Source organism: Streptomyces sp. NPDC002088 (genome assembly GCF_040296605.1).
Lineage (GTDB): Bacteria > Actinomycetota > Actinomycetes > Streptomycetales > Streptomycetaceae > Streptomyces.
In genome coordinates this window covers 1-25,693 of the sequence record NZ_JBEOXO010000053.1, presented here as the reverse complement: position 1 = coordinate 25,693, position 25,693 = coordinate 1, and the positions used below count along the sequence as shown (strand labels likewise).

Here is a 25,693-nt window from a genome sequence, read left to right as displayed (position 1 = left end):
GACCCCTGCACCGCCCACGGCCAACCATCACGCAGACCACCAAGCGGTGCACGTTTGTCTGTACTTGGCGGAGCACTCAGAGAAGTACGTCGACATGAGCACGTCGGCCAGTTCGGGGCTGACCACCAGCAGCCGTTCGGCGTCGGTTTTGGACGGGGCGATCTGCAGCAGTGGGACGATCTCCCCAGTGGTCGGCAGCCGGTATTGGACCAGGCTGTGGTGGCTCAGTTCCAGCATCTCCTCGGCACGGACGCCGGTGTGCCGCAGGACCTCGATGATGGCCCAGGCCCAGAAGGCGTTGTCCTCCTCGCGGTTGAGCAGGTGTCGTTGCCGGGTGGTCGGGTCCTCGGCCCAGACGTTGTCTGGCTTCGCGTGCGGCCGGTGGATCCGGATCAGGGTCTGGCCGGTGGCGCTGAACTGCTGCCCGGGGTTGGCCTGTCGTCCGGCGGCGAGCAGAGCTTGGGAGTCCCGTCGTTGTTGGTCGGCGGAGCGGACGAGGATCGGCAGCACGGGGAGCCGTTCGCGGGTGCGGGCGTCCATCCGGGCCTTGCGCCGCCGGGTGGTCTTGCGCCGGCTAAGGTCCTGCTGGCTGACGGGGCAGGGTGCGACCCACTGTCCCCACCGGCCGGGGTCCTCCAGGGCCCACTGGGCCAGATCGAGGTAGAACGCCCGGACGCAGGCCAGGGTGTCCTGGTAGCCGAGCCGCTCGACGGCGACCTCGACCCGGTCCCCGCCGTCGGTGGTGGTCGTGGTGTGCCGGGTGCGCAACCGCTGCTTCCAGTCCGCGGCGACGTCGGTGGCAAGACGTAGCGAGTCGATGCCGGGATGGTGCAGCTCCAGGTCTTTCCAGAAGCACTTGGCCAACTGGTAAGTCTGTCCGCGCAGCGTGCCATAGTCCAGGGCGGGCTGTCGTTCCTTGAGGTACTCCACCAGCAGGTCGCGGATCGGGCGGCAGGCGATCGGGTAGCGGTCGACGAGCTCCTCGACAGGACGCTGGCCGATGCTGCGGATCTCGCGCAGCGTGGGGACGCCGGCACCGAAGACTCCGGTCTCGCGCAGAGCCCGGAACGTGGCCGAGCCGGAGCGGCGGCTCCCGCGCAACTCGGCCTCGACCGCCAGAACCTCCAGCAGGTCACCGACCACGATGTCGGCCACCATCCCGCCCTTGGCAGCGATGATGACCGCGGTGCGGAACAACGCTGCGCGGTGGGCCATGTCACTGATCCCGGGATCAGACCGGCAGAAGTCGTCCAACCGAGCGAAGCCACCAGCGTCACGCGAGCGGATCATGTTCCGGGCGAGCTTGCGCTTCTTGCCTCCGGTGAGCAACCAGCTCAGCGAGGGCCGGATGACGTCGGCCCCGATCATGACGACCAGGGAACTGGTCATGGTCTCCAGCCTGGTCCGCGAGAACTTGTCGTGCCGCTCCAGCCAGCTCGCCGGGTCGTCAGCCCACCGCTCTCCGGCCGCATCGGCGCCACTGGCGTGCCAGCGCTGGTGCCAGGTCCGGCCCGGTTGCTCCTGCAACCAGTCCAGCATCAGCATCAGGCCGCGCCGACGGAAGTCGTGGCTGCGAGGGTCCTCCTGCCTCGGTGTCGCCTCGATCCACATCCGCAGCACTCCGTCGCGGTCCGTCTCGGCAGCAGGCCAGTGTGCTGAGACGGGTCGAGGCGGGAATTTCTCGGTCTGCTGCTGGGCCGAGAGATGGGGCTGGGAGACCACACGCGTAGCAGCAAGGCGTTCGGCGGCGATCACGCGATATCCTTGCCGAACAGCACGTCCATCGTCTCCGGCCGATAGCCCGGCGCTGGAGCGGGCGCCTTCCGCTCGGCGGCCTGCCGGCTCTGCTCGGCGTGATGGGCCAGGACCCGACGGATCACGTCTTCCTTGCGGGGCGTCAGGTAAAGCTGTGTCGTGGTGAGCTGTGCATGCCCGAGGACGAGCTGCACGTCCGTCAGCGGCAGCGCAGGGTCCTCGGCCATCCGGAACGCTGCGGTATGGCGTAGTGCGTGGAGCGTCGCCGAGGTTCCCACCAGCTGATTCACACGCTCGAACATGCGGTGAACCGCGTGATAGGTCAGCGGGCGGACCGGGCGTCGAAGCGTCCACCACAATGGCTGCCGGCGGCCCCTCGGGATGAGATCGCCCATCTGAAGCTGGTAGAGCCGCAGCCAGACGAACGCGTCGGTGGACGCTGGGAGTTCTTGAACCGCACCGGTGCCCTTGCGGACCACCGAGATCAGCTGCCGCCCGGGGTCCACTCCGCCTTGCAGTGTCGACAACAGCTCCGAAGCCCGCGCCCCGGTGGAGACATAGAACGCGACCAACGCCCGGTCCCGGTGCGAGGGGAGCTTGGCGAAGATCTCGTTGAACTCCTCATCCGGGATACTGCGCGGAATGCGCTTCGGGACCCGGGGCCGGTAGAGACCTGTCCGCTCCTTGCGGTGCGGCTCCATCGGGTTGTGGTGCGCGTTCACCCGGCCGCTTCGGCGCGAGCGGTCCAGCGGGAACGGGTTGACCAGGATGGGCCCGGTAGCGATGTCCAGGTGAAAGGCGTAGAAGCAGCGCAGCACCGTCTCGTTGTGCGCCCGCACCGAGGCCGCGTACGGCTTCGGTGTACCCTGCGACGACTCCGTTGGCTGCCCGGTACGCCAGTGCAGACGGTCACGCTGCCTGTTGATCAGTAGCCACCGGCAGAAGTCCCTCGCTTCGAGGCGGGTGGCGCGGTCCCACGACACGTCGATCGCCCACAGGAAGCGGAACCAGCGCAGCAGGTCCATCCCGTAGGAACGCACGGTCGACTCGGCGCGGCCGGCCGCCTGCAGGTCGCGGAAGTAGTCCGTCACCGCCTGGACGCCGACGCCGCTCGGATCGACCAGACGATACGGCTCCCATCGGCTTCCGGTCTCCAGCAAAGACCCGACCGCGGGAACGACCAATGCAGCCAGGTCTCGGTGCTCTTCCTCGTCTCCGATCACGACCAGGAAACGTAGACCCTGGAACCCGTATCCTTCCCCTGAACTGCGGAATCTCTGGCGGTAGTTCAGTCAACAGAAGGCCGTAGCGGTCGACTCGCGGGGTGAACGCGATGCCGGTCTCGAACCCTTCCTCGGGCAGCGGCAGCAGCAGCGAGGCCTCCTGGACGAAGTCCTGGCCGATGGTTCGGATCCGCATCCCGATCCGCCTGGCCTCCTCCGCCCTCTCGAACTCCGCGAAGCGGGCGTTGAGCTCATCCAGGGAGTCGACCCGCGGCACCGGGGTCAGGTAATTGCGGCGCCAGTAACCGACCTGGCCCTCCACGCCTCCCTTCTCATGGGCGCCGCGAAGTCCCGGCTCGCAGTAGAACGCAGTGATGCCGAACCGCTGCCGAAAGTCCTTCCACCGCGGATGCTCTTCTCGCGACCGACTCTTGCGGATCACCCTCGACACGGCCGGGGAGAGGTTGTCGTAACGGATCTGGCCGCCCGGAACCCCGCCCAGCGTGCGAAACGCGTGGACGTGTCCTTCCAAAAAAGCCTCCTGGCCGCAGGAAGCCGTGATGCGGTGCACCGCCTTGCCCGAGTAGGCCAGCCGGAATGCGAACACGAAGCACTTGGTGCGCTCGCCGACCAGATCGACCCATGCCTCACCGAAGTCGACCTCGGCATCCATGCCCGGCTGGTTGTGCCGGATCACGAACCCCGCCGCGGGCGCCGCTCCGGCCGCCTCCGCTATCTCCCGACGACGTCGGCTCACGTAGTCCCACACCGTCGTATAGGCGATGTCGGCTCCGAGTTCCTGCTGAAGCCGGGTCAGGATCCGCTTGACGGTGTGCCGCTGCTTCGGAGGCGCGTCCAGATCTTCCAGCAGCCACTGGTCGATCGTCTTCTTGAACGGCTCCAGCCGCGGTGAATGCCGCCGCGGCGTCCGCCGCGGAGCAGGCACGCTCGACGACAGAGCCTCCCGCACCAGCCGACGGTGTACCCGGTACTTGCGCGCCAGCGCACGAACCGACAGCCCCTCCCGCCACGAGTCCCGCCGGATCAGCAGGAACAGTTCTTCCTTCGTGGACGCCACCCGGCATCGCCCCCTCACGGCGGCCCACACCGAGCGTCTCAGTCCGGCCCACCGCGTGGGGCCAACTCAAGCCGGAACAACCCCCGAACGCTTCCGTGCGCCCCGGCGCTGGGGCCAGTTCAGACCGGAAAAGTGGGGCCGCTTCAGAGCGTTAATGCCACCGGCCAACAACAACTCCTCATCACTGCCAGCTTCACTGAGGGCTGGAGCAGTTCGGACATGAAACCCTGAGCTCAGCGCCTCTGCGCCGCCCCGAACCACCGCCAAGCACACGACCTCGCCCCCGAAAGCTCCCGAACGGGCCCTGGAAGGCGGCGCGATGAGCGATACTGGTGGGCAGGTCTGGCGTGCCCACAACAGGGTGCACGCGGCCAGCGAGTAGAGAAAGGCGGTGCGGCAGAGGTCAGATGAATCGGCTCAGGGGCTTTGTAAACATTCTTTTTGTTAGCTCACAGGTGTAGCCCACCCTGCCCAAAAAGCCGAAGAAAACCTCCCCCGCAAAAACCGCCTAGCAAACCCTCTGAATCACGCCCCAGGGACAGGAAAGTCCCATCCCGGGGCGCTGAAAAGCCTGCCGTAAAACATCACCGGGCCGCCTCACAGCGGCGCCGGCCGTCGGCATGCCCTCACCCTCTGGCACACACGTGCCGCCTCTTTCCGTCCCAGTCGGCCCAGGCCGACTCGTTCAGGCATGAGGCGGCCCAGCCGTCGCGTGCTGGAAGGGCATCCACGCGATGAACTCGTCCTCCCTCGCACCCGTCGCCGGCCTCCTGGCCGGGCTCCCTGCCGTCCTTGCAGGCGCTCTGGGCGGCGCGCCATGGTGGGCCGTGGGAGCGATCGTCATCGCGGCATACCTCGCCATCCCCCTCACCAGCCTGATCCTCGACCACAACCGCCAGCGCAAAGGAAACATCGTCGACGAAAAATTCGCAGCCGCCCTCGACGAAATCGCCGACCCCGAAAAAAGAATCCAAGCAATCATCAACTACCGTCAGGCCACAGCCCCCGCCTCCGTCCCCCAGCCGCCACCCGATCCACCACCGGGCGGGCTACCGTCCGGGACCCCACCCGCTGGCTCAGACAGTGCCAGCCAGTCACCGGCGTCCGCATAGACAGGGGGCGGGAGGACTTTCGCCCCCTGTCTATGCAGCACTGGCGTGTATCGCTTCAGGACCTCAGTGCTCGATGCGCAGTGCGTGTCTTCCGCTGGAGCCTTCAGGCATAGCGGGTCGACGGTGAGGAGGCGTCGGTCGAGGTGGACGATGCCGCCGTCTTGTTCACGTAGCTGTCGCCAGGCGGTGTAGCTGGTGAAGATGGCGTGCTCCCAGTCGGCCCCGCGCAAGTCCTATACGTCGTCGAAGCTGGGCTGACTCCATGGCTGGTCGGGGGGTGGACCTTGGGCACCGAGAAGCTGGGTGATCCTCTCGGCTTCATCACTTGAGAGATCGGAGAGCAGGCGTGCCGTGGTGCCGAGGAGGGCGTCCAGCGGCACCTGGGTACGTGCGCCGCGGGCGCTGGCGATCCCGGTGCCGAACAGGCACTGGAGAGTCTCGCCGGAGGGGATGCGGGCATCGGCCTCGATGACTCCCTCGGCCTGTCCCAGCGCGTCGCTGATGCCGTCGAGTTGGGCGTCGTGGGAGATGTCGTCGCCGGGGCCGCCGTATCCGACGTGGCGGTCCGTTACGACCATGCGAAGAGAGGTCAGCGGGATGCCGAAGCGGTCGGCCCTGTTCCTCACCTCGTCGAGGCGGGGCAGGTCGTGCTCCTGCCCCTGCGGGACCTGGCGTCGGGACTGGGCAACCAGCACATGGAAACGCGGGGTCTGCAGGATCAGCTGTCCGGCCTTCACCGCCCAGCGCCACGGGCTGATGTCCGCGTCTGCGGCGCCGGGCACGATCATGCAGACGCGGCTGGTCCAGAGCCGGATCGCCTCACGCATCAGGTGCTGAAGGTTGCCGGTGCCGGCGGCCGGGGTGCGCAGCAGGATGGGAAGGCTGATCATGCGGACGACCCGGTTCCAGAAAGCGGCGTCGGTGATGTCTTCGGATTCCAGCAGGTACATCAGGGCCGTCTCGTCGAGATGGCCGACGCCTCGCTGGGGTGCGGGGAAGCTGGCGAGTGTGGATCCGCCGCCTTGCCAGAGCGCGGCGAGGAAGGTTGACATCCGGTCGGCGACGTCGGTGGTCATCCGTGCGGTGAGGGCGTTGACGGCGTCGCGGGTGGGAACGCGTTCTCCCGCGCGAGCGGCCTCGGCTCCCTGAACGACCGTGTTCAGGAACTCCTCGGTCGCCGCTTTGTCGAGGGTGCCGCGGCCGCCTTCGAGGACGGAGCGGGACACCAGATGGGGGATGCCGGGAGAGTCGTCGGCCGGCTGGAGTGTGCCGAGCGCGGAAGCGTCGAGGAGGAGCGCGGTGCTGCTGCCGGGCAGCGGGGGAAGATCTCCCTGTTGCCGGGCGGAGGGCAGCTGGCCGAGAGCCAGAAGCACCGGCCGGTCCGCACGGGGAAGGCGCTGCAGGTCGTCCTCGAGCTCGCGCTGGTCCGATGTGGTGCGCAGATAGATGAACCGGCGCGGCGTGCGGGGTCTGCCGGGCCATTCCAAGACCATGTCGGGGACATGGGTGTGGTTGAAGAACTCGGTCTTGGTGACGGTGGCGCCGGGGTCCATACGGCGCAGGTGCCGCGCGACGATGTCTTTGACCCGGGTGAACATCATCCGGTCGTCGGGCTCGTCCATGGCCTGGGAGATCGACTGCTCGACGATGTTCACCACGAGCCCTCTCTGCGGGTGAGTTCGGCGGCGACGATGGCTGCCCAGTCCTTGAGCGGCAGGAGGGTTTCCTGCTTGTCCGAGAGCACGATCAGCCACAGGCGCGCGGCGACCGACCGGGCGAGTTCAACGTCCAGGAGTTTTCGGGCTTCCTCGGTGTCGCTGGTGCCGAAAACACGGCTGCTGTGCTGAAGGACTGCGGTCTCTACCTGGTCAGGTGAGTTGAGGGTGGCCCAGGAATTCGCCCGGAACGGTGCCCAGGTGATCCACATGAAGTGATCGCTGAGATGGTGCTGGGCCTGGGCGGCCACGTAGCACTTGGCGAGGAACTCGTCGAACTGGGTTCCCTGATCGCTGGGTTGCGCGTAGTTCTTGACCTCCGCGCAGAACATGTCGTTCTGGTAAGGGTCACCGCGCATGGCGCCCCCCAGATCGAAGGAGAACGTCCGACCTCCGTACGGCCAGGACAGAGTCAGCCGGCGGCCGCAGGACTCCGAGTCCGTGTTCGCGTACGCGCCGAAGATGCGCATCGTGCCCTCGAGCCACTGCTTGGCTCTGCGGGCCCCCGAGAAGCCCTTCACCTGAGCATCTTCGCCAACCACCACAGGCGTAGCTTAGTGCGATCGGATCATCACGATACGCTCGAACGGGCCAATCCCCCGCCACACCAACGCCTGCAGGCTCCAGGAAAGGGAGACCCAAAGCCTGGGAAAGTAAGCAGACGACGGGCCGAGGACCGGACGACTACTGCGAAAACGCCCACCCGGATCGGCGAACACGAGACCGTGGTGGAGTGACCCATCATCCCGTCCTCCTGCGGACAGCTCCCCTGCAGGGGGAGACGACCTCGTCGCTGATCTGCCGCATCGCGAGCCGCTACGGGATGGAAGCGAAGGTGTTGCGGTCGTGCTGGCAGTGGCGCAACTACCCGCCTGGGCACGACGGCGGGGGCGCGCGGGCCGACGCCGAGGTGCTGCTGAACGCAGCCGGACGGCAGCTCCTGGCAGGCCTGTGCGGCGTCGAGGAGGACGTGCTGGCGCGGGCGTTGCCGTCCTGGGGACAGGAGGACTCCAAGCTGTCGGCCGGAAAGGACGGGGTGCCGGCGGCGGCGTGGCGGACCGGGGGCGCGGTCGCCGGGCCGGTGGCGTTCGGCTGCCGCCTGTGCGCGGCCCGGCGTACGGGGACGGCCGTGCGGGTGGTGCGGTACGCGCCGCGATGGGAGCGGGTGTGCCTCCGGCACGGGCGGTGGCTCCTGGACGCGGACGCCGACCAGCCTCTTGAGTATCTGGACGTGCGGGGTGTGCCGGAAGTGGCCGCGGCGCAGCGGCGGTGGGCCGGGGTGGCCCGGCGGGCAGCACGGATCGGAGTAGAGCCGGAGAGGGTGTTCGCTCTGGCTTATGCGGTGGTGGCCCAGTGGTGGGAGCAGGCCCTGCACTGGGAGCGCGAGGCGGTCTGGCCGCGGCGGCTGCACCAAGTCGCGGGCGGCAACACCGGGAGGGAGCTGGAGCGGTGGCGGATCGTGGGCCGGAACGCGGTCGTCTTCCCCGAAGTAGTGGCCGTCGCCGACGCACTGCTGGACCCGGACATGGCCGAGCTGGCGTGGCACGCAAGTGGGGGGATGCGGCCTCGGGTGCAGGGCGGGGACGACCCGTTCTGCCACCGGCTGGGCGAGCGGGTGGACCGGGACTGGCTGGGGTCTCTGGTCGCGGCCGACTACGGCGGCCCGCTGAGCGGCTGGAGGAGTGCGATCGTGCGTGCCCGCCATGGCGGCGGGCCGCCGGGATGGCGGGACGATCCGTGGCATCTAAAGCGGGAGCAGCAGCCCGCAACGATGGCCGGCCAGCTGCGTGTCATGGTGGCGGAGGCACAGGCGGGCGGCTCGGGCACCCGGTGGCGTGCCACCGTTTCTGCCGAACGCCGCTTCCACATCACGCCGTTGCTCGACGAGGCCCGCGAGGATCTGGCGCAGCTGCGCGGCGTTCACAGCGGCACCACCGCCGAGGTGGCCCGGGAACTGCTGGAGCACCTCAGCCACAGTGCCGAGCTGATCGACCGGGCCGTGCTGCATGCCGCCGCCGCAGCCGTCGCTGCCGGGGTGGCGCTTCAGGACGTGGCCCAGTGGTCCCGCCTGCCCGCCGAGGAGCTGGCAGAGGTTCTTGCCGCGGGCCAGGTCGACGGCTGGCGCCCCGAGGGCCGGTGCCGTGGGCTGTGAAGGGCGGTCTCGTAGGCGGTCTACGCGGACATCAGTTGCCCAATGGGGTGGCTTTCTCCAGATCGAGCTCGATGGCGTTCTCGTGGTCGGGGTCGAAGCGGGCGTTGAAGTGGAGAACTACCAAGCGAGTGCCTTCCGCTTCGTAGGTGTAGTCGTTGATGAGGGAGACCGAGAAGTCGGAGTCCTCGTTGTGGTCGGAGACATGGAGGAAGCCCTCCACGTGGGCTTCGGCCTCGGCGGTGACGGTGGCGAGGAGCTGAACGGGCTGGGCGTCGGGGTCGGTTCCGTAGACAGCGGCTCGTACGGTGTCCAGGTGCACGTCGATCGCCGCAAGGCGTGGATCGTCGAGTGGGAGACGGAGTTCGTCGAAGTCCAGGCCGGCTCCGTACGGCTCGACCCGGTCGACGTCGTCGATCTCCCTGCCGGCCAGCTCGTCACACGCATCTTTGACAGCCTGTTGCAGGCAGATACGCAGGTGAACATCCGTCGCCAGCCGGTCCTGGAACGTCAGCTCGGCGGCGTCCTGTGCGCTCTTCGGCAGGATCTGAGCAAGGTTCGCGAGCCTGTCCAGGCGCTGTACGGCCGGGATCTTGCCGTCTAGGGGTTGGAAGCCCATGGCGTACACCTGTTTGTCCTGCGGGGGCTGTCCGGTGAGGTCCGCGAGGAGGGCACGGGCGACCGTGTCGGTCTTCTGGTCTTCGCAGAAGTCGCTGTGGTTGCTGGTGATGAAGTACAGCGTGTCCTGGGGGCCGAGGTGTTCGGCTCCGTGCTCGGCGATGCTCGCCCAGATGAGCATGTCGCGGTACCCGTCCGAGCCCTTCTTCCCTCCGCCGCCCTTGGCGCGGAAAGGCCTCTCCTCACGCAGCATGCGTCCCAGGATCTCTTTGTGGGACATGCGCGGGAGGGGCAGGATGACCGCGCCGACCCTGTCCAGCCGCGCTCGAAGCCACTTCTCGTAGCCGCTCTGGAGAGCGGCGACTTCGTCGTGCCGTCGCTCGACGGAGGACTGGCTGTCGCGGTCCCAGGCCAGTTCGTGCAGGGCGTGGTCGGCGTCGCTCAGCTTTCTCACATGGTCGTCGAGGTGGCCCCGGTAGTGCCGCATTGCCTCTTGGATCACGACCTCCGGGACCCACAGCTCGGCATGTCCCTTCAGGGCCCAGACACGCATCTGCGACCACGCGCTTTTCGAGAGGGTGAGGTCGGTGAAGAACTCTGTGGTGTCCACTGCGACCACAGGGACGCGCGTTGGCGGCATCGGCGGCACGCCTTCCTTCCAGGTGGCTGAAGATGCCTCATTGTGCAGCGGAGAGCCGCCCCGCGTGGCGCGCATATTGCTCGCGGGGCGGGCGGGAAGGTGCAGAGACCCGCACTGACACGGGCGGCACCAGGTGGCATTGTGGGCGCGCACGCTCATGGCGAGGGGCCGGGAGCCGAGAAGAACGTGTCCTGGTTACCGCCCGGTTCGCCTGCGCGGCGCGACCGGTATGACGTTGTCTGGAGTACGTGATCATCGACAGCAGCCAGGACGGCGCGCCGGCCGGCTTAGCCGCCGTCGCCGGCAGCGGCTACTGGGTACCGGAACCGGGCACGGTGGAGGCGGAGTTCACCGGGGTGGACGGCACGCTCGTGCAGCGGCGCTGGGTGGAGGCCGCCGTCGCGGTGCGGTTCGAGCAGCTGGCGCCGGTGGCGGCGTTCCCGGTGGTGCCGGGGCGGCGGTGGGGGCCGGGCTGGTGGTGGTCGGCCACGACCGGGCGGCATGTGATGCACGGTTCGCAGGCGATGTGCACGCAGCTGATGGTTCTGGACCGCGATCCGCACGTTGTGGGCCTGTCGGCGCGGCCGGCGCGGCTGATCTGGCGCGATCCTGACAGCGGGCGGGTGCTGACGTGGGTGCCCCAGCTGTTCGCCCGCTACGCCGACGGGCGCGCCCTGCTCGCCGACTGCCCCGCCACGACGTCGCCCGCCGGAGACCGGGCCGAGCGCGCCGCCGCGGTGCTTGAAGCGGCGTGTGCGGCGGTGGGGTTCACCTACCGGCGCCTGGTGCCGCCCGAGAAGGTGGTGGCGGCGAACGTGCGGTGGCTGGCCGGTTACCGGCACCCCCGCCACCGCGACGCGGGTGGCCTTGAGCAGGCGGTGCTCGAGGCGTTCGCCGCGCCGCGGCCGCTGATGGCCGGGGCCGGGGCGGCGGGAGAGGTCCTCACCGCGCTGCCGGTGCTCTACCACGCGCTGTGGCACGGCCGGCTGGCCGCGGACCTGACACGGCCGCTGGGCGAGCACACCCTCGTGACCCCCCGCCCGGCCACAGGCGACGGGGAGCAGGAGCAGCATGACAGGTGAGCAGGCACAAGGTAACCGCCCCCCGGCGGGCGGTGTGTTGAGGTGGGCGCTCACGTCAGGTTCGAGGCCCGCACCTGGCAGGTGAGTGGCCTGGTCGACGGAAGAGTGCACCTGGCCGCCGACGACGGGGCCACCGGGTGCGTGCTGGCCGCCCGCTTGGTGGCCGCCGACGGCTTCGAGGTCCTCGGACAGGCCGCCCCGCAGATTCCGGCCGCCACCGTGTGGGCGGCGCTGCAGCTGCCTGCCCGGGAACGGGCGATGGCCTGGTGGGACGCGCAGGCGCAGGCCGAGCAGTGGTGAGTACACCCGGTCGTCCGGGCCGTACCGTGGCCGCTGCGAGCGGCAGGCAAGTGAAGCTGGGCGCGTATGTGACGTTCCAGGGCTGTACCTGGCAGGTGGCCGCCGTGGCCGGTGCGTCGGTGACGCTGGTCGGCGAGACCGGGCAGACGGCTTCGGTCCTGGCCTCGTTCCTGTTCGCCGACCCCGCGTTCACGGTGGTGGGCTCCCCCGCCACCGGGGTGCAGCCGTGGGGGCTGCTGGAGTCGGTGCCCGAGCGGGAGCGGGAGCGAGCTCTTGCCTGGCAGCGGCACATCCGCGAGATCGAGACCGGACTGCCCGACGGGCCCGGCAGCACCGGCGTCCCCCGACCCGAGTACGACCCGCAGCGCCAGTCGATGGCCGAGCGGGAGCAGGCCAAGGCCGACGAACTCACCAGACTGGGCTGGCCGCGGGTCAGCCGGGCCACCGTGCGCCGCATGCGTGCCCGCTACCACGACCAAGGGTTGTGGGGTCTGATCCCGCGCCGCAAACCATCCAGTGCGACCGGGCAGGCCGATGAACGGGTGGTGGCCGCGATCATGGAGGCACTGCGCCGCCAGCGCGGCCGCTCCAAAGGCACGCTGAAGGGGCTGCGGGAGCTGACCGGGCAGATCCTGGCAGACACCCACGAGCCGGACGCGGTGGCACTGCCACCGCCGTCGACGTTCAACCGGCTGGCGCGGGTACTGGCCGACCCGCTGGAGCATCCGGGCCGCCCGGCCCGCACCGCCACCGCGCCGGTGCGGCCCTTCACACCGACGGTGGCGCTGCGGCCGGGCGAGCTGGTGCAGATCGACACCACCCGGCTGGATGTGATGGCCGTCGGCGAGGACGGCAAGCCGGTGCGCCCGGAACTCACCATCGCTCTCGAGGTAGCGACCAGGTCGGTGGTGGCGGCCGTGCTGCGCGAGGAGGGCACCAAGGCTGTGGACGCCGCGCTGCTGCTGGCGGAGATGGCCGTACCACACCCGGTGCGGCCCGGCTGGCCCGACCATCTGCGTCTGGCCCACGCCGCCGTCCCCTACGACCGACTCCTCGCCCTGGACGCACGGCTTCAGTCTGCTGCGGCGCGGCCGGTGGTGGTACCGGAGACGATCGTCATCGACCGCGGGGCCATCTTCGTCTCCACCGCTTTCCTGGCCGCCTGCGAGAGCCTCGGCGTGAGCGTGCAGCCCGCGCCGCCGCGCTCCCCGGCCGCCAAGGGCTCCGTCGAGCGGACCTTCGGCAGCATCAACACGCTTTTCGCGCAGCACGTCGCCGGCTACACCGGCCCCCACGTCCTCGCGCGCGGCGAGGCAGTTCAGGACGAAGCCCGTTTCACCGTGGCCCAGTTGCAGGAGCTCTTGGAAGAATGGATCACCGCATGCTGGCAGCACCGCCCCCACGACGGGCTGCGCCACCCTCTCCTGCCCAAGAAGGCGCTGGCCCCGAACGAGATGTGGGGCGCGCTCCTGGGCGCGTGCGGATACGTGCCGCTGCCTCTGACCGGCGCCGACTACGTGGAACTGCTGCCGGTGCGCTGGCATCCCGTCACCGGCCGCGGCATCCGCATCAACCACCGCACCTACGACCACGCCGTGCTGAACGAGCACCGCGGACGGCCCTGCCCCACCGGCGCGGGCGGCAAGTGGGAAGTCCACCTCAACCCGCACGACGTGCGCCAGATCTATATCCGGCTGCCCGATGGGCAACTGCACGAGATCCCGTGGATCCACCGCGACCACGTCCACGCCCCGATGAGCGAGACCACCTGGCTGGCGCAGTCGCGGGTCTGCCGTTGCTGCTGGCCTGGGTCACTCCGGTCATCTGGGCTGCCACCCACGACGACGTCATGCACCTGCTGGACCGGCAGGACACCGGCAGCGTGTTCCTGCTGCTGCTCGCCTGCGTAGGCTGGACCGGGTGGGCGCAGTTCACGTTCTGCGCCGCACGCGAGCTGATCGCACAGGTGCGGGGCCGTACCTGGCATGCCCCCCGCGGGATGGGCGCCTCGCAGCGCGCCGCGGCTCTGCTGATCGGCAGCATCCTGGTGCTGCTGCCCACGAGTTCAGCCCTGGCCTCCGACGCCCAGGCTGCCCCGGCCACCACGGCGGTCCGCGTTCCCGGGCAGGCCCAGGCGCCGCAGGCCCTCGAGACCGAGCAGGCTCACACGCCCGCGGCGAGCACACCGGCGTCCCGCAACACGTACACGGTGCGCGAGACGCGGCCCGCACAGAGCCTGTGGGGCATCGCCGAGAAGGAGCTGGGCGACGGCGAACGGTGGCGGGAGATCGCCGACCTGAACGAGGGCCGCACCATGGCCGACGGCACCGTCTTCCACGCGAACAGCTTTCTACAGCCCGGCTGGCAGCTTCAGATGCCCGAGACCACCGCGGCCGCGGCAGGCCTCAGCACGCAGCTGGATGACAGCGCCCCGGCTGACGCCGAGGAGAACGCGCGCGTCGTCACGGTCCACTCCGGCGACTACCTGTCGAAGATCGCAGAGGACGAGCTCGGCGACGGCAACCAATGGCCGCAGCTGTTCGCCGCCAGCCGCGGCAAGCCGCAGCCGAACGGCCTACCCAAGATCACCGACCCCGACGTCATCTACGCGGGACAGCAAGTCACCGTCCCCGGTACCCAGCCCGACCAGCCGCCCCAAGACCGAGACCAGGGTGAGCAGTCAGGCAGCCAGGAGACCACTCCCCCAGCCACCCAGAACCCCGACAGCACACAGACGCCGGGCGACGACACTGGGGACGCACAGGCACCCGTGCCCAGCCAGAGCGCGACGCCCGCACCACAGTCGTCGGCGCCCAACGCACCAGCCAGCCGCCCAGCCGAGCAGGACCATGCCTCACCGTCCACAGCCGCGTCCACGACGCCCGAGCCCAACGCCAGCGCCTCGACTTCGACCGCGTCCCCGTCGGCGTCGGCGGAGCCGTCCGGCTCCGCTACCTCCTCCCCCACCACCCAAGCGCCCGAGACTCCGGCCACGTCGCCGGCCAGCAGCCCGCTGAACCTGCGCATCGTGCTCGGCGCCGGCGCGCTGCTCGCCGCCGCCATCACCGGCGCGCTCGCCCTGCGCAGGACGCTGCAGCGCCGCCGCCGCAAACCGGGCGAGAAGATCGCCATCGCAGCGGAGACGTCCGCCGCGGAAGTCCAGTTGGCGGCGGCCGCCGAGCCCGAAGGTGCTACCCGTCTGGACGCGGCGCTGCGCACCCTGGCCCACCACCTGGCCCAGCAGGAGAAGGACGACGCGGTCCCGCCGCCACTGCGGGCCGCCCGCATCGGGACCCGCACGGTTCAGGTGCTGCCCGAGGACCTCGCCCAGGAACCGCAGGCTCCGTTCGTCCCGGGGAAGGCCGGGTGGTGGATCCTTGCCGCCGACGCCGCCCTCCTGGACGAGGAGACGGCCCGCAAGGTTCCGGCACCGTATCCGGGGCTGGTCACCATCGGCAGCACGAAGGCGGGCGACCTGCTGCTACTCAACCTCGCGCAGCTGCCCGCGCTGCTGCTGGACGGCAACCCGCTCCACATCACCGAAGTGTGCACCTCCCTCGCCCTGGAACTCGGGATGAGTCCCTGGGCGGCCAACGTCGAGGTCGTCACCGTCGGGTTCGGCGAGGACCTGCCGCAACTGCTGCCCACCGCGCGGATCGCCCACATGCGCCACGCCACGCACGCGCTGCGCGACCTGAACGAACGCCTCCTGGAAGCACACCAGATCCCCGAAACCCAGCACCAGCCATACCTGCTGCTGTGCGCGTCTCTGGACGAGGACACGGCCTGGCAGTTCGCCGACGTGATCTCCCGGGCAGGGACGGTGCCCGTCACGCTGATCGCCCCGGCGAGTACGGCAGCCGCGCACTTCCCCGAGGCGGAGATCCTCAACGCCTCCCACAGCGAACTGCAACACCTCGACCACACCGGCACCGACATCACGGTGCAGCGCCTGGAACACACCGCCTACCTGCAGATCACCACCGCGCTGAAAGTGTCCGGACAGCCGGCCCACCCCGCCGAGGGCCCCTGGCAGGACGTCCCGGACGAGCTCGACCACGGGCAGGAGCCCGAGCAGGCATCGCCGCAGGAGTCCACCGCGCCCGCATCCGCCGCCTCGATCCCGTCGCAGGTGGCAGCAGCGGAGGTGAGCGGTGAGGTCTTCCCGGCCCTGCTCGCCGCCAGCACCGATCCGTCGAGACTCCGTCTCCTCTCCCCCACCACACCGTCGACCGGGCTCAACGACGACACCGGCCCGGACACCGAACCAGCCTCCCCAAGTGCCGCGGACTCCACCGACACGGCAGAGGCCGCGGATGCGGAAGACCCGCGGGCCGCCGCCGAGGAACCCACCGCAGCGGAGGCGGAAGAGTGCGAGGCTCATGACCTGCACGCCCCGGAGATCCGCATCCTGGGACCGGTCGAGGTGACGGGCGTGGACAGCACCGGCCACGGCCCGAGGATGGCGCAGCTTGCCGCTCTGCTGTACTTCCGGCCGGGGCGGAGTGCGGATGTCCTGTGTTCGGACATGGATCCCATCAGCCCCTGGTCAACGAGCACCCTCAACGCACGCATGCAAGGCCTGCGCAGCTCCCTGGGCAGCGACTCGGCGGGCAACGTCTACGTACCCCGCCGCAAGGCGGGCGAAGACCCCTACCGGCTCGCGGCCGGCGTGCGCTGCGACTGGACCCGCTTCCTCCAACTCACCGAACACGCACTGCCACAGGGCCCGGCCGGCCTGACCGACCTGGAAAAGGCACTGACCCTGGTACGGGGCAAACCCTTCGGCGGCCGGCCACTGCCCTGGGCCGAACCCCACCAACAGGAAATGATCACCCGCATCATCGACGTCGCCCACACCGTCGCCACCCACCGCATCCCCGCGGGCCCCCATCAGGACTTCAGCGCCGCGTGGCAGGCCGTCGCGACCGGGCTCGAGGTAGACGACACAGCTGAACTGCTGTATCGGGACTTGATGACCCTTGAAGCCGCGCGCGGGAACCGCACCGGACTGCACACCGCGATCACCCGCGTGCAACAGGTCAACCGGGAATTGGACTGCTCACTTGAAATGGAGACGACTCAGCTCATCAACCAGCTCCTCAACGGCCCGGGCACGGCGGTACGCAATGTAGGTTCCGCGACTTGATGCGCACTGTCGGTGCTTGGTGCGCAGTAAATGCGCAGGTCGGGGCCTCGGTGCGCAATGACACCGTCGCCGCGGACAACGGCTGGCGGCGACTGGAACGTCCCCTGGGGGCGGTGGACAGAGCAAGGCCCTTCAGCGAGCGCGCGCCCGCTCCTGCCGCGCCTCGGTCGCGTCACGGAACACGGCCAGCGCGGCCCGGCGGCGGCGCAGCTCCGCGATGTCCGCGTCCATCCTTTCCAGGTGCGTGGTCATCGTTCGCAGCACCTCTGGGCAGGGCTCGATCCCCGGCCCGGCGCCGGTGGCACACGGCAGCATCTCGCGGATGGCCTCGGTAGTCAGCCCGGCCGCCAGCATGCCCCGGATGCGTGCGACGACATACGGGGCGTCGGGTGCGTACACGCGGTATCCGCTGCTGTCGCGGTTGGGGCACAGCAGGCCCTGCTCGTCGTAGTACCGCAGCAGCCGGGCCGCAACTCCGGTCCGCCGCGACAGTTCGCCTATCAGCACTGACTCTCCTCACCACGCCTGGGACTTGACCTTCACACCGGTGTGATGGGTCAACGTATGAGGCATGCGCGATTCATTCCCCGCCCTCGCCACCACCGTCACCGGAACCGGCCCAGGACTGCTGCTTGCCCATGGTGCCACCGGCAGCATCGAAGGCAACTTTGCACCGGTCCTGCCCGCCCTCACCGCCGCCCACACTGTCATCGCCCCGGACTACCCCGGCTCGGGTGAGACCCCGGTCGCCGACGCCCCACTGGACCTCGATGAGCTCACGGACTCGGTCGTCGACTCCGCCGTACGGCGCGGCGTCGGGCGGTTCGCGGTGCTCGGCTTCTCGCTCGGCACGCTGGTGGCGGTGCGCGCTGCCGTACGCCATCCCGAGCGGGTGACCGCGCTCGTACTGACCGCCGGATTCGCCAGGCCCGACGACCACCTGCTCGGCCTCCTCCCTGGCTGGCGGGCCGAGGTACCTCCCGCACTCCACCCTCACATCGACCTGATCCCCTCCCTCGACACCACCGGTGACCTGGCCGAGGTCACCGTACCCACGCTGGTCGTCGCGACGACCGCCGACAGCATGGTCCTGCCCGGGGGCTCCCGCGCCTTGGCGGCCGGAATCCGGGGCGCGCGGTACACGGAGATCGACAGCGACCACGTGGTCATGGTCGAGCGGCCGGAAGAGTGGCTGAAACCGGTCCTCGACTTTCTCCAATTTCTCCAATCCCTTTCGCTTTCGGACGGGAAGGACGGTGAGGTGGAGTGAAGCTGCAGGTCGTCCTCCCGAACGAGGCCGCGGGCGCCGACCCGCGCCGACTCACCGACCTGGCACGGCAGGCCGAGGCCCTCGGCTACGGCACGGCATGGCTCCCCGACCACATCCTGCCGCCCGGCGAGTACGGACCGGTGTACGGAGGGGTCCTCGAACCGCTGGTGACCATGGGCTGGCTGGCGGCCGCGACCAGCCGGATCCGGTTCGGCACCTCCGTGCTCGTCCTGCCCCTGCGCAGTCCTTTCGTGGTGGCCAAACAGGTCGCGACCCTCCACGAACTGTCCGGCGGACGGATCACCCTGGGTGTAGGGATCGGCTGGGACGAACGCGAGTTCGCCGCCGTCGGCGCCGACTTCAGGAGCCGGGCAGCCCGCACGGACGAGGCAATCGCACTGCTCCGGCACCTGTTCCGGGTCGGCCGGGGGCCCTTCGAGGGCCGCTGGTACGGCTTCGAGACGGGCGTCTTCGAGCCGCGCCCCGACGGTGTGGTGCCGGTGATGACCGGCGGTGTCACCGACGCCGCACTGCGCCGGGCAGCCCGGTACGCCGACGTCTGGCAGGGCGTGGGCCTGGACCCGACGGCGTTCGGCGAACGGCTGGCGTACCTGCGGGCCCATACGGACGGCCGTACCGTGTCCCCCGGCACCCGGATCGACTGGCACGGCCCGGACCGCACTGCCGGCGAGGCCGCCCACACCGCCGAGGCCTTCCGGGCCGCTGGAGCCGAGCACCTTGCGGTGCACTTCGGCGACCCGGACGGATACGCCCGGCGGATGGCCGCCTTCGCTCAAGCGACCCGGCATACATGCGGCTGAGGCGCCTCGTCTTCCCCGCTCCTCCCGATACCTCAACCCGGCTGGCCGATAACGCACTCCGCCTGGGATGTTCCTGACAGCCTCTACCGACAGTGACCAACCACAGCACGCAGGTCTCCCGATTGCTCACGCTGAACCCACGCGACGAGTGCGCATCGAGCGCGGATTCCGGCATTTCCGCAGGAACCAGTGCTCACGAATTCGCGGATCCTACAACGCGTGTAGGGTCCGCGGCTCGATGCGCAATGTTGGCGTCGATGCGCAGTGAATGCGCAAATCCGGGCTTCAACGCGCAATGACTCCGGACCGTAACTGCCGATTGTCGGTCTCTGGTGATCTTTCAAGGCAGGATGCTCAGGGCGCTCCGTTCGGTCCAGGGTGTGGCGGCACGGACCACTGACACTGGCGCTGTGCTGTTGCGTCAGATGGTGGGTGGCCACGATTGCTGGGCGAGGTGGCGTTGCAATTCGATGTGTCGGAACTGGTACACCACTCCGACCTGGCGCAGGACACCGCGGTGCTTGTGCGCGTCCTCAAGGAACCTCATCAAGCCCCATGGAACTTTGCCGCACACCGCCAGGTATGTCCTTGCCATCGCGAAGTCTGCCCATGCTGTGCGCATAATCCCAACCAGGAGTCCGGACGTAAGCGCAAGTGCGACCCCATACAAGAGTGCGGCCCCGTACGCGAGCGCGCCTACGGCCCCGGGGCTTAGGAATGTGACCGCTAGTCCGCCTAAGAACCCAATTGCCAGTCCATTTAGCGACCCGATCATAAGGAACGTCCGGCGATCCTGAGTGAGTAGCATGGTCGGCCCGGTTGCAATGGTCAGGTCGGGCGTTCTTGTACTCAACCCGCGCAGAAGCAGGAACGCAAGCAACTCCCCGAGCCCAAGCGCAAGTCCGACCTTAGGCCCGGCCGCAAGCCAGAAACCGAGCCCGACCAGGACCGCGAATCCAAACCCTGTCCCAAGCTCGAATGTGGTCGCGCCGTCGAACGACCAGCGCAGCGATGTACTTGGAACACTGGGGGGGCGGCGTCGCACAAGCTCACTCAGGAGAATTCCCGTAACCCCGCCCGCGAACCCGGCTGCGAGCCAGAGCACGACCACATCCCATCTGAGCCCGAACTTGAGGCCCAGCGTGCCCCCTTGCGCGAGGGCAAACCCGAGTCCGACCGCAAGTCCGCACGTTAGGCGGCGGGTAGGCACGGGGAGGGCGTGGTGCAGTTCCCACCAAGCGAGGTCGGAACTTCCACCGCGGTCAGCCTCCAAATGTCGGGCTAGAAAAGAGAGAAAGCGGTGTGCCTCGGACGCCGACCAGCGCAGCGGATTGTGACCGTGTGGGGTGTAGGCGGCGGGGATGAAGGCGTTGAACAAGTGGGTGTCAATGGCCATGCGATTAGGGAAGGCCGTGATGTCGCAAAGTTCGTCTGGGTGGGGGACAGGCTCAGGGGTGGTCTGCGAGCGGGGGTTGTAAATCGCGCGAGCCAAGAACAGCCCCAGCGGAGTGGCGAGTGCCTGTCCGACGGGGCTGTCGGTGCCCAAATGGGCCACTACAGTGTTCCAGCGGTCGGCCGCGGGGGTGTGCGCGCCGCCAGCAGTGCGGCGCAGGTAGGCCGCAGCCTGATTGCGACCGACGGGGAGCAGGTGTATGCCAGCGGCGCCCTTGAGCCGCACCATGGCGTCTGGCCGGGTGAGCACGGCCCGGTATTCAGCGGCGCGACTAGCCAGGACCAAGGGCAGTTTCGCTGGCAGGTTATTGAGGGCTTCCAGGGCCAGGGCGTGCAGGGTGGACGGTAGTTCGTCGAAGCCATCCAGGAGAGGCAGGATGAGCCGGTTGCTCAGCAGGGCCTGGGCCAGGTCCACCTGTGCTCCTCCCCTTGCCGAAGCCGCCAGGCCGTGGACCGGTGACCGCAAGTCAGGGTAATTACGACGTAGCTGATCGGCAATCCATCCCTCCAACGGCTGGTGTGCGGGATCCCAGGAGGCGAGAGAGAACAGCACCGGCACCAGGCCGCCGGCAGACCGCCGTTCAATCAAGTCCTGAAGCAGCCGGATCAGCAGCACGCTCTTGCCAGCACCGGCCTCGCCGAGCACGACCAGGCGGCGGGTGGGTACCCGCTGAGTGAAGACCTCTCCGATCTGCGCATCGCTGCCCTCCAGCCCTGCGGAATCCACCGACCAGTAAGCGGGATCCCCCGGCGGCCCACCGGGCCAGGCTTGGGCCGAATCGGCCAGCAGCGGCCAGGGCTCGACCAAGTCCGCGTCTGCAGCCCTCCAGGCGACCGGCAATGGCGGGTCATATACCTGGCGGCCCACCGCCTCGTCATCCCATTGCTTTCTCACGACCCGAGCCAACTCATCGGCGAGCGCGTTCAGATTCATCTCGCGGGCGGCTTTGACGCGAGCGTGATAGAAGGTCCTCCAACCCATGTAAGCCGTTGCCAGACCGGCCCCGCCCCACATACTGGCCGCCACTTTGGACGCCTCTGACCCGGAGTACCAGACCAGCGTAGGCGCCCCGACTGCTCCCACCACGAACAGCAGCAGATAGACCAAGCCCTCTCGGCCTGGTCCTCGGTCGTATCTCGCACGTCTCACAGCAGGTCATTCTGCCCTGCATTGCGCGTCATGGCGCAGTGTTCGGCGGCAATCCGTGACCGACCGCGCACCGCAGGCCATGAGCACGCCGTCGTTCCCCTGGAGCGGTGTCTGGTCTGCGGGCGGCTGGTCCGCGCCCAGGGACGCCGCCTCGACGGCCCTCGCAGTCGATGACCCTCGCCGAAGCCGAGCAGCTCCTCACCCTCCTCGGCAATAACACACCGTGACTGCAGCACGGGCCACTTGGAGAAGATTGCGCACGTCCAGCCGACGTGACCAGTGCGCATTAAGCCCGGATTCCGGCGTTTCTGCAGGAACCAGTGCTCACGAAGTTGCGGATTCTACAACGCATCTAGGATCCGGAAAAACGTGAACAATTCCAGGTGCCCATGAGCACTGTCCGAGAAAATCCCGGTGATCACGAGCACTGACACAACGACCTGCCCCGGGTCGCGGGGACAGATTATCGAGGCGGCGTACGGCTTCGGTGCAGCCCAGTACGTTGACGCCTTCTGCGACCCCGGTGCCCTGCTCGCCAAGAACCAGGTCCGAACCCGGCCACACGCAGTGAAGGCCCGGTGGATACCGGGCCTTCACGTCTTAAGTAGCGGGGACAGGATTTGAACCTGCGACCTCTGGGTTATGAGCCCAGCGAGCTACCGAGCTGCTCCACCCCGCGTCGACACGGTGAACTGTACGGCACCGACCCAGATCGGCCCAACCGACTTTCGCCAGCGCTCCGCCCGAGCCCGATTACTCATGATCGACCGGCATGGCCACTGCTCACCCAGTCCGCGCCCTGACGTTCCCGCAGGAACGAGTACTCACGGAACTGCGGACCCTGATATGTAGAAGGTTTTGTCAAGTGGGCAGCGGTGTGCGGGCTCGCGGAAGCGTGCCTGGGCTGGTGCTGTGGGGCCGGCGGGAGGCCGGTGGTGTGTCGTGCGACGACGCGCGGTCAGCCTGATATCCGCGGGTTGGTTACCGCATGACCGGATGTTCGTCGGGGACGGAGCCTCCGGTCTACAGCCGAGCGTGGCCCGCCGGAGCGGGTGCTCATAGGGTCCGCGGGCATCGTCCCTCGCGCTGAACACGTCCCGGCCTCCCGTCGGCCGTTCTGTGGACCCGATGGGGTCAGTCCTGCATCACCGCCAAGCTCCAGCACCAGCCCGCCAGTTCGCGGGCCACCGCGACGGCGGCGACGTTCGTGTTCTTCTTCCGGGCCAGGAAGTTCTCCCCTCGCTGATGGAGCCGCCGGTTGCCCAGGTCGGCCCGCTGCCGCACCTGGATCGGGGCGAGTTCCATGCGGCGGCGCAGGGTCACGCCCGGGCCGCGGTAGGGCTTGTGGTGCTGCCATGACGCCTTGACCAGCAGTCGGCGGGCGTGACTGTTGCCGGTCTTGGTGATCGGCCCCTGGAAGCGGTTGGGTCCCGAGGAGTGTTCGCTGGGCACCAGGCCGAGGTAGGCGCCGATGGTGGCGCCGGTGAACCGCTGCCAGTCGCCCACCTCGACGGCCAGGCCGAGCGCGGACAGGGTGTCGATGCCGCGCAGGCAGGCCAGTCGGCGCACGACCGGGGACCATTCGGGGCGGGCGGCTGCGTGGGTGATGCGCTGGTCGAAGCGGTCGCGCATGGTCTCCAGTGCCAGGACCTCTTCCAGTCCATTGTCGAAGGCGAACTGCGTGTCCGCATCCGCGAATCGCTGCTTGCGCAGCCACTCGTGGTGGATGTAGGTCCAACCCGATCCGCCCCGCCAGACCCGGCCCTGTCGCAGCAGCAGTTTGGAGACCCGGTTGCGGGACCGGGCCAGGTCCCGGCGCACGTCGTCGCGCCCCCGGACGAGGTCGCGGGCAGACTCCTCGGACGGCGTCGGCACCCGCACGATGGGCAGCTCGTCCATCCGTAACAGCTTCGCCAGCCGCTGGGCGTCCCGCTTGTCCGTCTTGATCCGGTCACCCGCGGGCCGTTCCATCTTCGAAGGAGCTGCCACCACGCAGCGGATGCCGATCTCGTCCAGGGCTCGGGCCAGGACGAACCCGGTCGGCCCGGCTTCATAGGCCACCGCCGCCGGCTGTGGCAGCGTGGCCACCCACGCCAGCACGTTATGCGTCTCGGCATCGAGACGCTCGCTGAAGACCTCGCCTGTCTCGCTGTCCAGGGCCCAGGCCGTCGTGGTGCGGGCATGGACGTCCAGGCCGACCGAAGTACGCTCGGAAAACATCCGGTGCCTCCCGGTAATTGCGGCACTACCCACCACCGTGCTCACCAGAGGGCACCCCCCATCAACTTCCCTGCGGAGCATCGGTCTTCAGCTGGAGGACGGCGACAGCTCCGAATGCTTCATACGGTCTACAAAGGCGCTGTAGCCGTTGGTGCGCAGGCTGCGCGGTGCGCACTACGAGCTGTGGGCGACGTCCCGGGCCGCGTAGGCGAGCAGCTCGTTCAGGGCCGCTTCGTTGGACGCGGGCGGCCGGGTGCGCCACTCCCCCAGTGTCTCCCGTACGGTCTGCGTGACCGCGTGCGCGTGCTGGGCCAGGCCGTCGTCCCGGCGGCCGCTCCCCCGTCCTGAGCACGTCCGGTGACGATGACCGGCCCATGGATCGGGTACAGGGCCGTGCCTCGCCATGCGCTCGCCAGGGCCCAGGCGGCGGTGTTCTGCGCGAGCCCGATCGTCCGCCCGTTCCCGTGGATGTGCAGGAGTGCGCGGCCGTGGTACACGCTTTGATCAACCGCGTCGGTCGTTCCGATGTGGTCCTGGATCGCGGAGTGCGCACCGGTCGCGGGCAGGTCGAGTTCCGTGACGGTGGTGTCGGGGGCGATGCGCAGGGCGCGCATGGGTCCTCCTCGCTCGGTGACGGGTGCGCAGCGCTTCTCAGATCGCTGTGCGCACCGACTGCGCAGTGGAGAGCGGGGGTGGGGGTGCGGGCCCTCACTGATGTGACTGCGCGTGGTGGTGGCGGGTCAGCGCCTGCCAGCGCCGCTCGAAGTCGACAGCCTGTTCGGCGATGTAGTCGGTAGTGAGGGGCTTGTTGTGCTGCGCAGTGATCCCGTGCGCTGCGCACTCGTGCGCAATGGCTTCGGGCGGCGGGTTGTCGTTGCGCACTCGCTGTTCCGCCCAGAGGCTGTAGACACGGAACGGCAAGAGGTAGCGGCGCAGGGTGGACGGGCTGACCGGCTTTCCGCCGCGGCCGTTCATGCCCTTCTTGCTTGCGAGGTAGGCGGAGAGCTGCTCGGCCTTGGGTTCGTCGCCGTGCTCGGTCTGGTACTGCGTCCAGGCGAGGTAGTAGCGGTCGACGGTGGTGAGCGCGGCGGGCTTCCCGGTCGCGTCGTCCTCGCCCGCCGGGTCATCGACGGCGGCGCTCACCCTGGGAGTGCGCATCTCCTTGGCGGGGTGCGCGCCCGCGCCGACGGGTGTCTCCTCAGGCTGCTCCGCGTTCGGAGGGGACTCGTCGGAGGGCGCCTGCGCGGCGGGCTCGGTGGCTTCCTCGCCGGTGGGCGGCTGCGTCTCGTCGAACTCGCGCTGCCGGAAGGTGGAGACGAAGTACTCCAGGTCGCCGCCCGTGATGGGCCGGCCGTTGGCGCCGGTGATCTGGTCCCGCTCGTAGACGTACGTGGCGAGGGCGGCGGCACCGGGGTAGGCCCCGTGCTCCTGCGCGTACGCGAGCCAGGCGTTGTAGAAGTAGTCACCCCATCCGTCGTCCGCGTCGTGCGGGGCTTGGGGTGCGGTCCCGTTCTCAACTGAGGGCGTGTGACGCTGCTTGAGGAGCCGCATCAGGGGGTCGAGTTGCTCGTCGGACAGCGGCCCGCCGGCCGCGGTGGCGATGCCGTACTGGTCTTGGAGCCACAGAGCGAACTGCGCGCTCGTCGGCTCGAATCCGAAGGCGGCCATCCAGTGCTGATAAGCGTCGGCGAGGTGTTGGGCATTCCCTTCGTCCGCAACATCGTGCGACTGCTCAGGGTGTACGGCTCGCGGCTGCTCCGCCGGCTGCGGCTGCGTGCCGCCCACCTGCGCCAGTTCCTTCTCCTGGTCGACGGCGGCCTCGAGTTCGGGGCTCTGCCGCGGCGCCGGAACCTGGCTCCCCTCAACGGTGAACTGAATCGGCGGCTCGTCAATGCCCGCCGCGGCCAGCCCGGCCGGGGCCGTCTCGGCCAAGGGCACGCCGTAGCGGGCCAGGCGCAG

At 69.0% G+C, this 25,693-nt stretch carries 17 protein-coding genes, 1 tRNA gene and 2 pseudogenes; 8 read left to right on the top strand and 12 right to left on the bottom strand.

Features of this window, described 5'->3' with window-relative positions:
- Positions 1 to 27 precede the first annotated feature (27 nt).
- The 3 genes and pseudogenes from ABT114_RS48400 to istA all read right to left on the bottom strand — a co-directional run.
- Positions 28 to 1,755: a hypothetical protein gene (locus tag ABT114_RS48400; RefSeq protein ID WP_351153262.1), complete on the bottom strand. Its 1,728-nt coding sequence runs from the start codon at positions 1,753 to 1,755 to the stop codon at positions 28 to 30.
- Entirely contained in the window at positions 1,752 to 2,978 is a 1,227-nt protein-coding gene (locus ABT114_RS48395; protein ID WP_351153260.1) for a tyrosine-type recombinase/integrase, read from the bottom strand. Before ABT114_RS48395 ends, ABT114_RS48400 begins: the two co-directional genes overlap by 4 nt.
- 142 nt (positions 2,979 to 3,120) lie before the next feature.
- Positions 3,121 to 4,056, bottom strand: a pseudogene (gene istA / locus ABT114_RS48390) (IS21 family transposase); the annotation flags it as partial.
- Between the two features lie 827 nt (positions 4,057 to 4,883).
- On the opposite strand from istA, the gene ABT114_RS48385 reads away from it, so the two are divergent.
- A complete protein-coding gene (locus ABT114_RS48385) occupies positions 4,884 to 5,168 on the top strand; it encodes a hypothetical protein (RefSeq protein ID WP_351153257.1) in 285 nt (94 codons plus the stop codon).
- A gap of 233 nt (positions 5,169 to 5,401) precedes the next feature.
- Here ABT114_RS48385 and ABT114_RS48380 read toward each other — a convergent pair whose 3' ends face one another.
- Complete coding sequence (locus ABT114_RS48380; RefSeq protein WP_351153254.1) at positions 5,402 to 6,826, bottom strand: hypothetical protein; 1,425 nt, start codon at positions 6,824 to 6,826, stop codon at positions 5,402 to 5,404.
- On the bottom strand, positions 6,820 to 7,428 hold the full coding sequence (locus ABT114_RS48375; RefSeq protein WP_351153251.1) for a hypothetical protein: 609 nt from the start codon (positions 7,426 to 7,428) through the stop codon (positions 6,820 to 6,822). Before ABT114_RS48375 ends, ABT114_RS48380 begins: the two co-directional genes overlap by 7 nt.
- Before the next feature lie 188 nt (positions 7,429 to 7,616).
- On the opposite strand from ABT114_RS48375, the gene ABT114_RS48370 reads away from it, so the two are divergent.
- Positions 7,617 to 9,035 carry a TniQ family protein gene (locus ABT114_RS48370; RefSeq protein WP_351153249.1) on the top strand — a complete coding sequence of 473 codons (1,419 nt, stop codon included), beginning with the start codon at positions 7,617 to 7,619 and terminating at the stop codon, positions 9,033 to 9,035.
- Between the two features lie 31 nt (positions 9,036 to 9,066).
- Here the strand turns inward: ABT114_RS48370 and ABT114_RS48365 are convergent, their stop codons facing one another.
- Positions 9,067 to 10,260: a PIN domain-containing protein gene (locus tag ABT114_RS48365; RefSeq protein WP_351153246.1), complete on the bottom strand. Its 1,194-nt coding sequence runs from the start codon at positions 10,258 to 10,260 to the stop codon at positions 9,067 to 9,069.
- Between the two features lie 278 nt (positions 10,261 to 10,538).
- On the opposite strand from ABT114_RS48365, the gene ABT114_RS48360 reads away from it, so the two are divergent.
- The 4 genes from ABT114_RS48360 to ABT114_RS48345 are packed head-to-tail and all read left to right on the top strand — an operon-like array spanning position 10,539 to position 16,821.
- Complete coding sequence (locus ABT114_RS48360) at positions 10,539 to 11,372, top strand: TnsA-like heteromeric transposase endonuclease subunit (protein WP_351153243.1); 834 nt, start codon at positions 10,539 to 10,541, stop codon at positions 11,370 to 11,372.
- A gap of 42 nt (positions 11,373 to 11,414) precedes the next feature.
- The gene (locus ABT114_RS48355; protein WP_351153240.1) at positions 11,415 to 11,672 is read left to right on the top strand and encodes a hypothetical protein; all 258 of its coding nucleotides are present in this window, start codon (positions 11,415 to 11,417) and stop codon (positions 11,670 to 11,672) included.
- Positions 11,666 to 13,582, top strand: a complete 1,917-nt coding sequence (locus ABT114_RS48350; RefSeq protein ID WP_351153237.1) for a TnsB C-terminal domain-containing protein — start codon at positions 11,666 to 11,668, stop codon at positions 13,580 to 13,582. Before ABT114_RS48355 ends, ABT114_RS48350 begins: the two co-directional genes overlap by 7 nt.
- The gene (locus ABT114_RS48345; RefSeq protein ID WP_351153235.1) at positions 13,468 to 16,821 is read left to right on the top strand and encodes a hypothetical protein; all 3,354 of its coding nucleotides are present in this window, start codon (positions 13,468 to 13,470) and stop codon (positions 16,819 to 16,821) included. Before ABT114_RS48350 ends, ABT114_RS48345 begins: the two co-directional genes overlap by 115 nt.
- Before the next feature lie 132 nt (positions 16,822 to 16,953).
- On the opposite strand, the gene ABT114_RS48340 is transcribed toward ABT114_RS48345, so the two are convergent.
- The gene (locus tag ABT114_RS48340) at positions 16,954 to 17,328 is read right to left on the bottom strand and encodes a MerR family transcriptional regulator (protein ID WP_351153232.1); all 375 of its coding nucleotides are present in this window, start codon (positions 17,326 to 17,328) and stop codon (positions 16,954 to 16,956) included.
- Between the two features lie 64 nt (positions 17,329 to 17,392).
- Here ABT114_RS48340 and ABT114_RS48335 point away from each other — a divergent pair, with 64 nt between their 5' ends.
- Together ABT114_RS48335 and ABT114_RS48330 are read left to right on the top strand one after the other, a co-directional pair.
- A complete protein-coding gene (locus ABT114_RS48335) occupies positions 17,393 to 18,091 on the top strand; it encodes an alpha/beta fold hydrolase (RefSeq protein WP_351153229.1) in 699 nt (232 codons plus the stop codon).
- Entirely contained in the window at positions 18,088 to 18,912 is an 825-nt protein-coding gene (locus ABT114_RS48330) for a TIGR03619 family F420-dependent LLM class oxidoreductase (RefSeq protein WP_351153226.1), read from the top strand. Before ABT114_RS48335 ends, ABT114_RS48330 begins: the two co-directional genes overlap by 4 nt.
- A 421-nt stretch (positions 18,913 to 19,333) precedes the next feature.
- On the opposite strand, the gene ABT114_RS48325 is transcribed toward ABT114_RS48330, so the two are convergent.
- The 5 genes and pseudogenes from ABT114_RS48325 to ABT114_RS48305 form a co-directional block, all read right to left on the bottom strand.
- On the bottom strand, positions 19,334 to 21,472 hold the full coding sequence (locus tag ABT114_RS48325) for an NACHT domain-containing protein (protein ID WP_351153224.1): 2,139 nt from the start codon (positions 21,470 to 21,472) through the stop codon (positions 19,334 to 19,336).
- Between the two features lie 647 nt (positions 21,473 to 22,119).
- Positions 22,120 to 22,193 (bottom strand) — tRNA-Met (locus ABT114_RS48320).
- 455 nt (positions 22,194 to 22,648) lie between these two features.
- The gene (locus ABT114_RS48315; protein WP_351153221.1) at positions 22,649 to 23,734 is read right to left on the bottom strand and encodes an IS110 family RNA-guided transposase; all 1,086 of its coding nucleotides are present in this window, start codon (positions 23,732 to 23,734) and stop codon (positions 22,649 to 22,651) included.
- Positions 23,735 to 23,955: 221 nt separating this feature from the next.
- Complete coding sequence (locus ABT114_RS48310; RefSeq protein WP_351153218.1) at positions 23,956 to 24,348, bottom strand: hypothetical protein; 393 nt, start codon at positions 24,346 to 24,348, stop codon at positions 23,956 to 23,958.
- A 94-nt stretch (positions 24,349 to 24,442) separates the two neighbouring features.
- Positions 24,443 to 25,693, bottom strand: a pseudogene (locus tag ABT114_RS48305) (hypothetical protein); the annotation flags it as partial.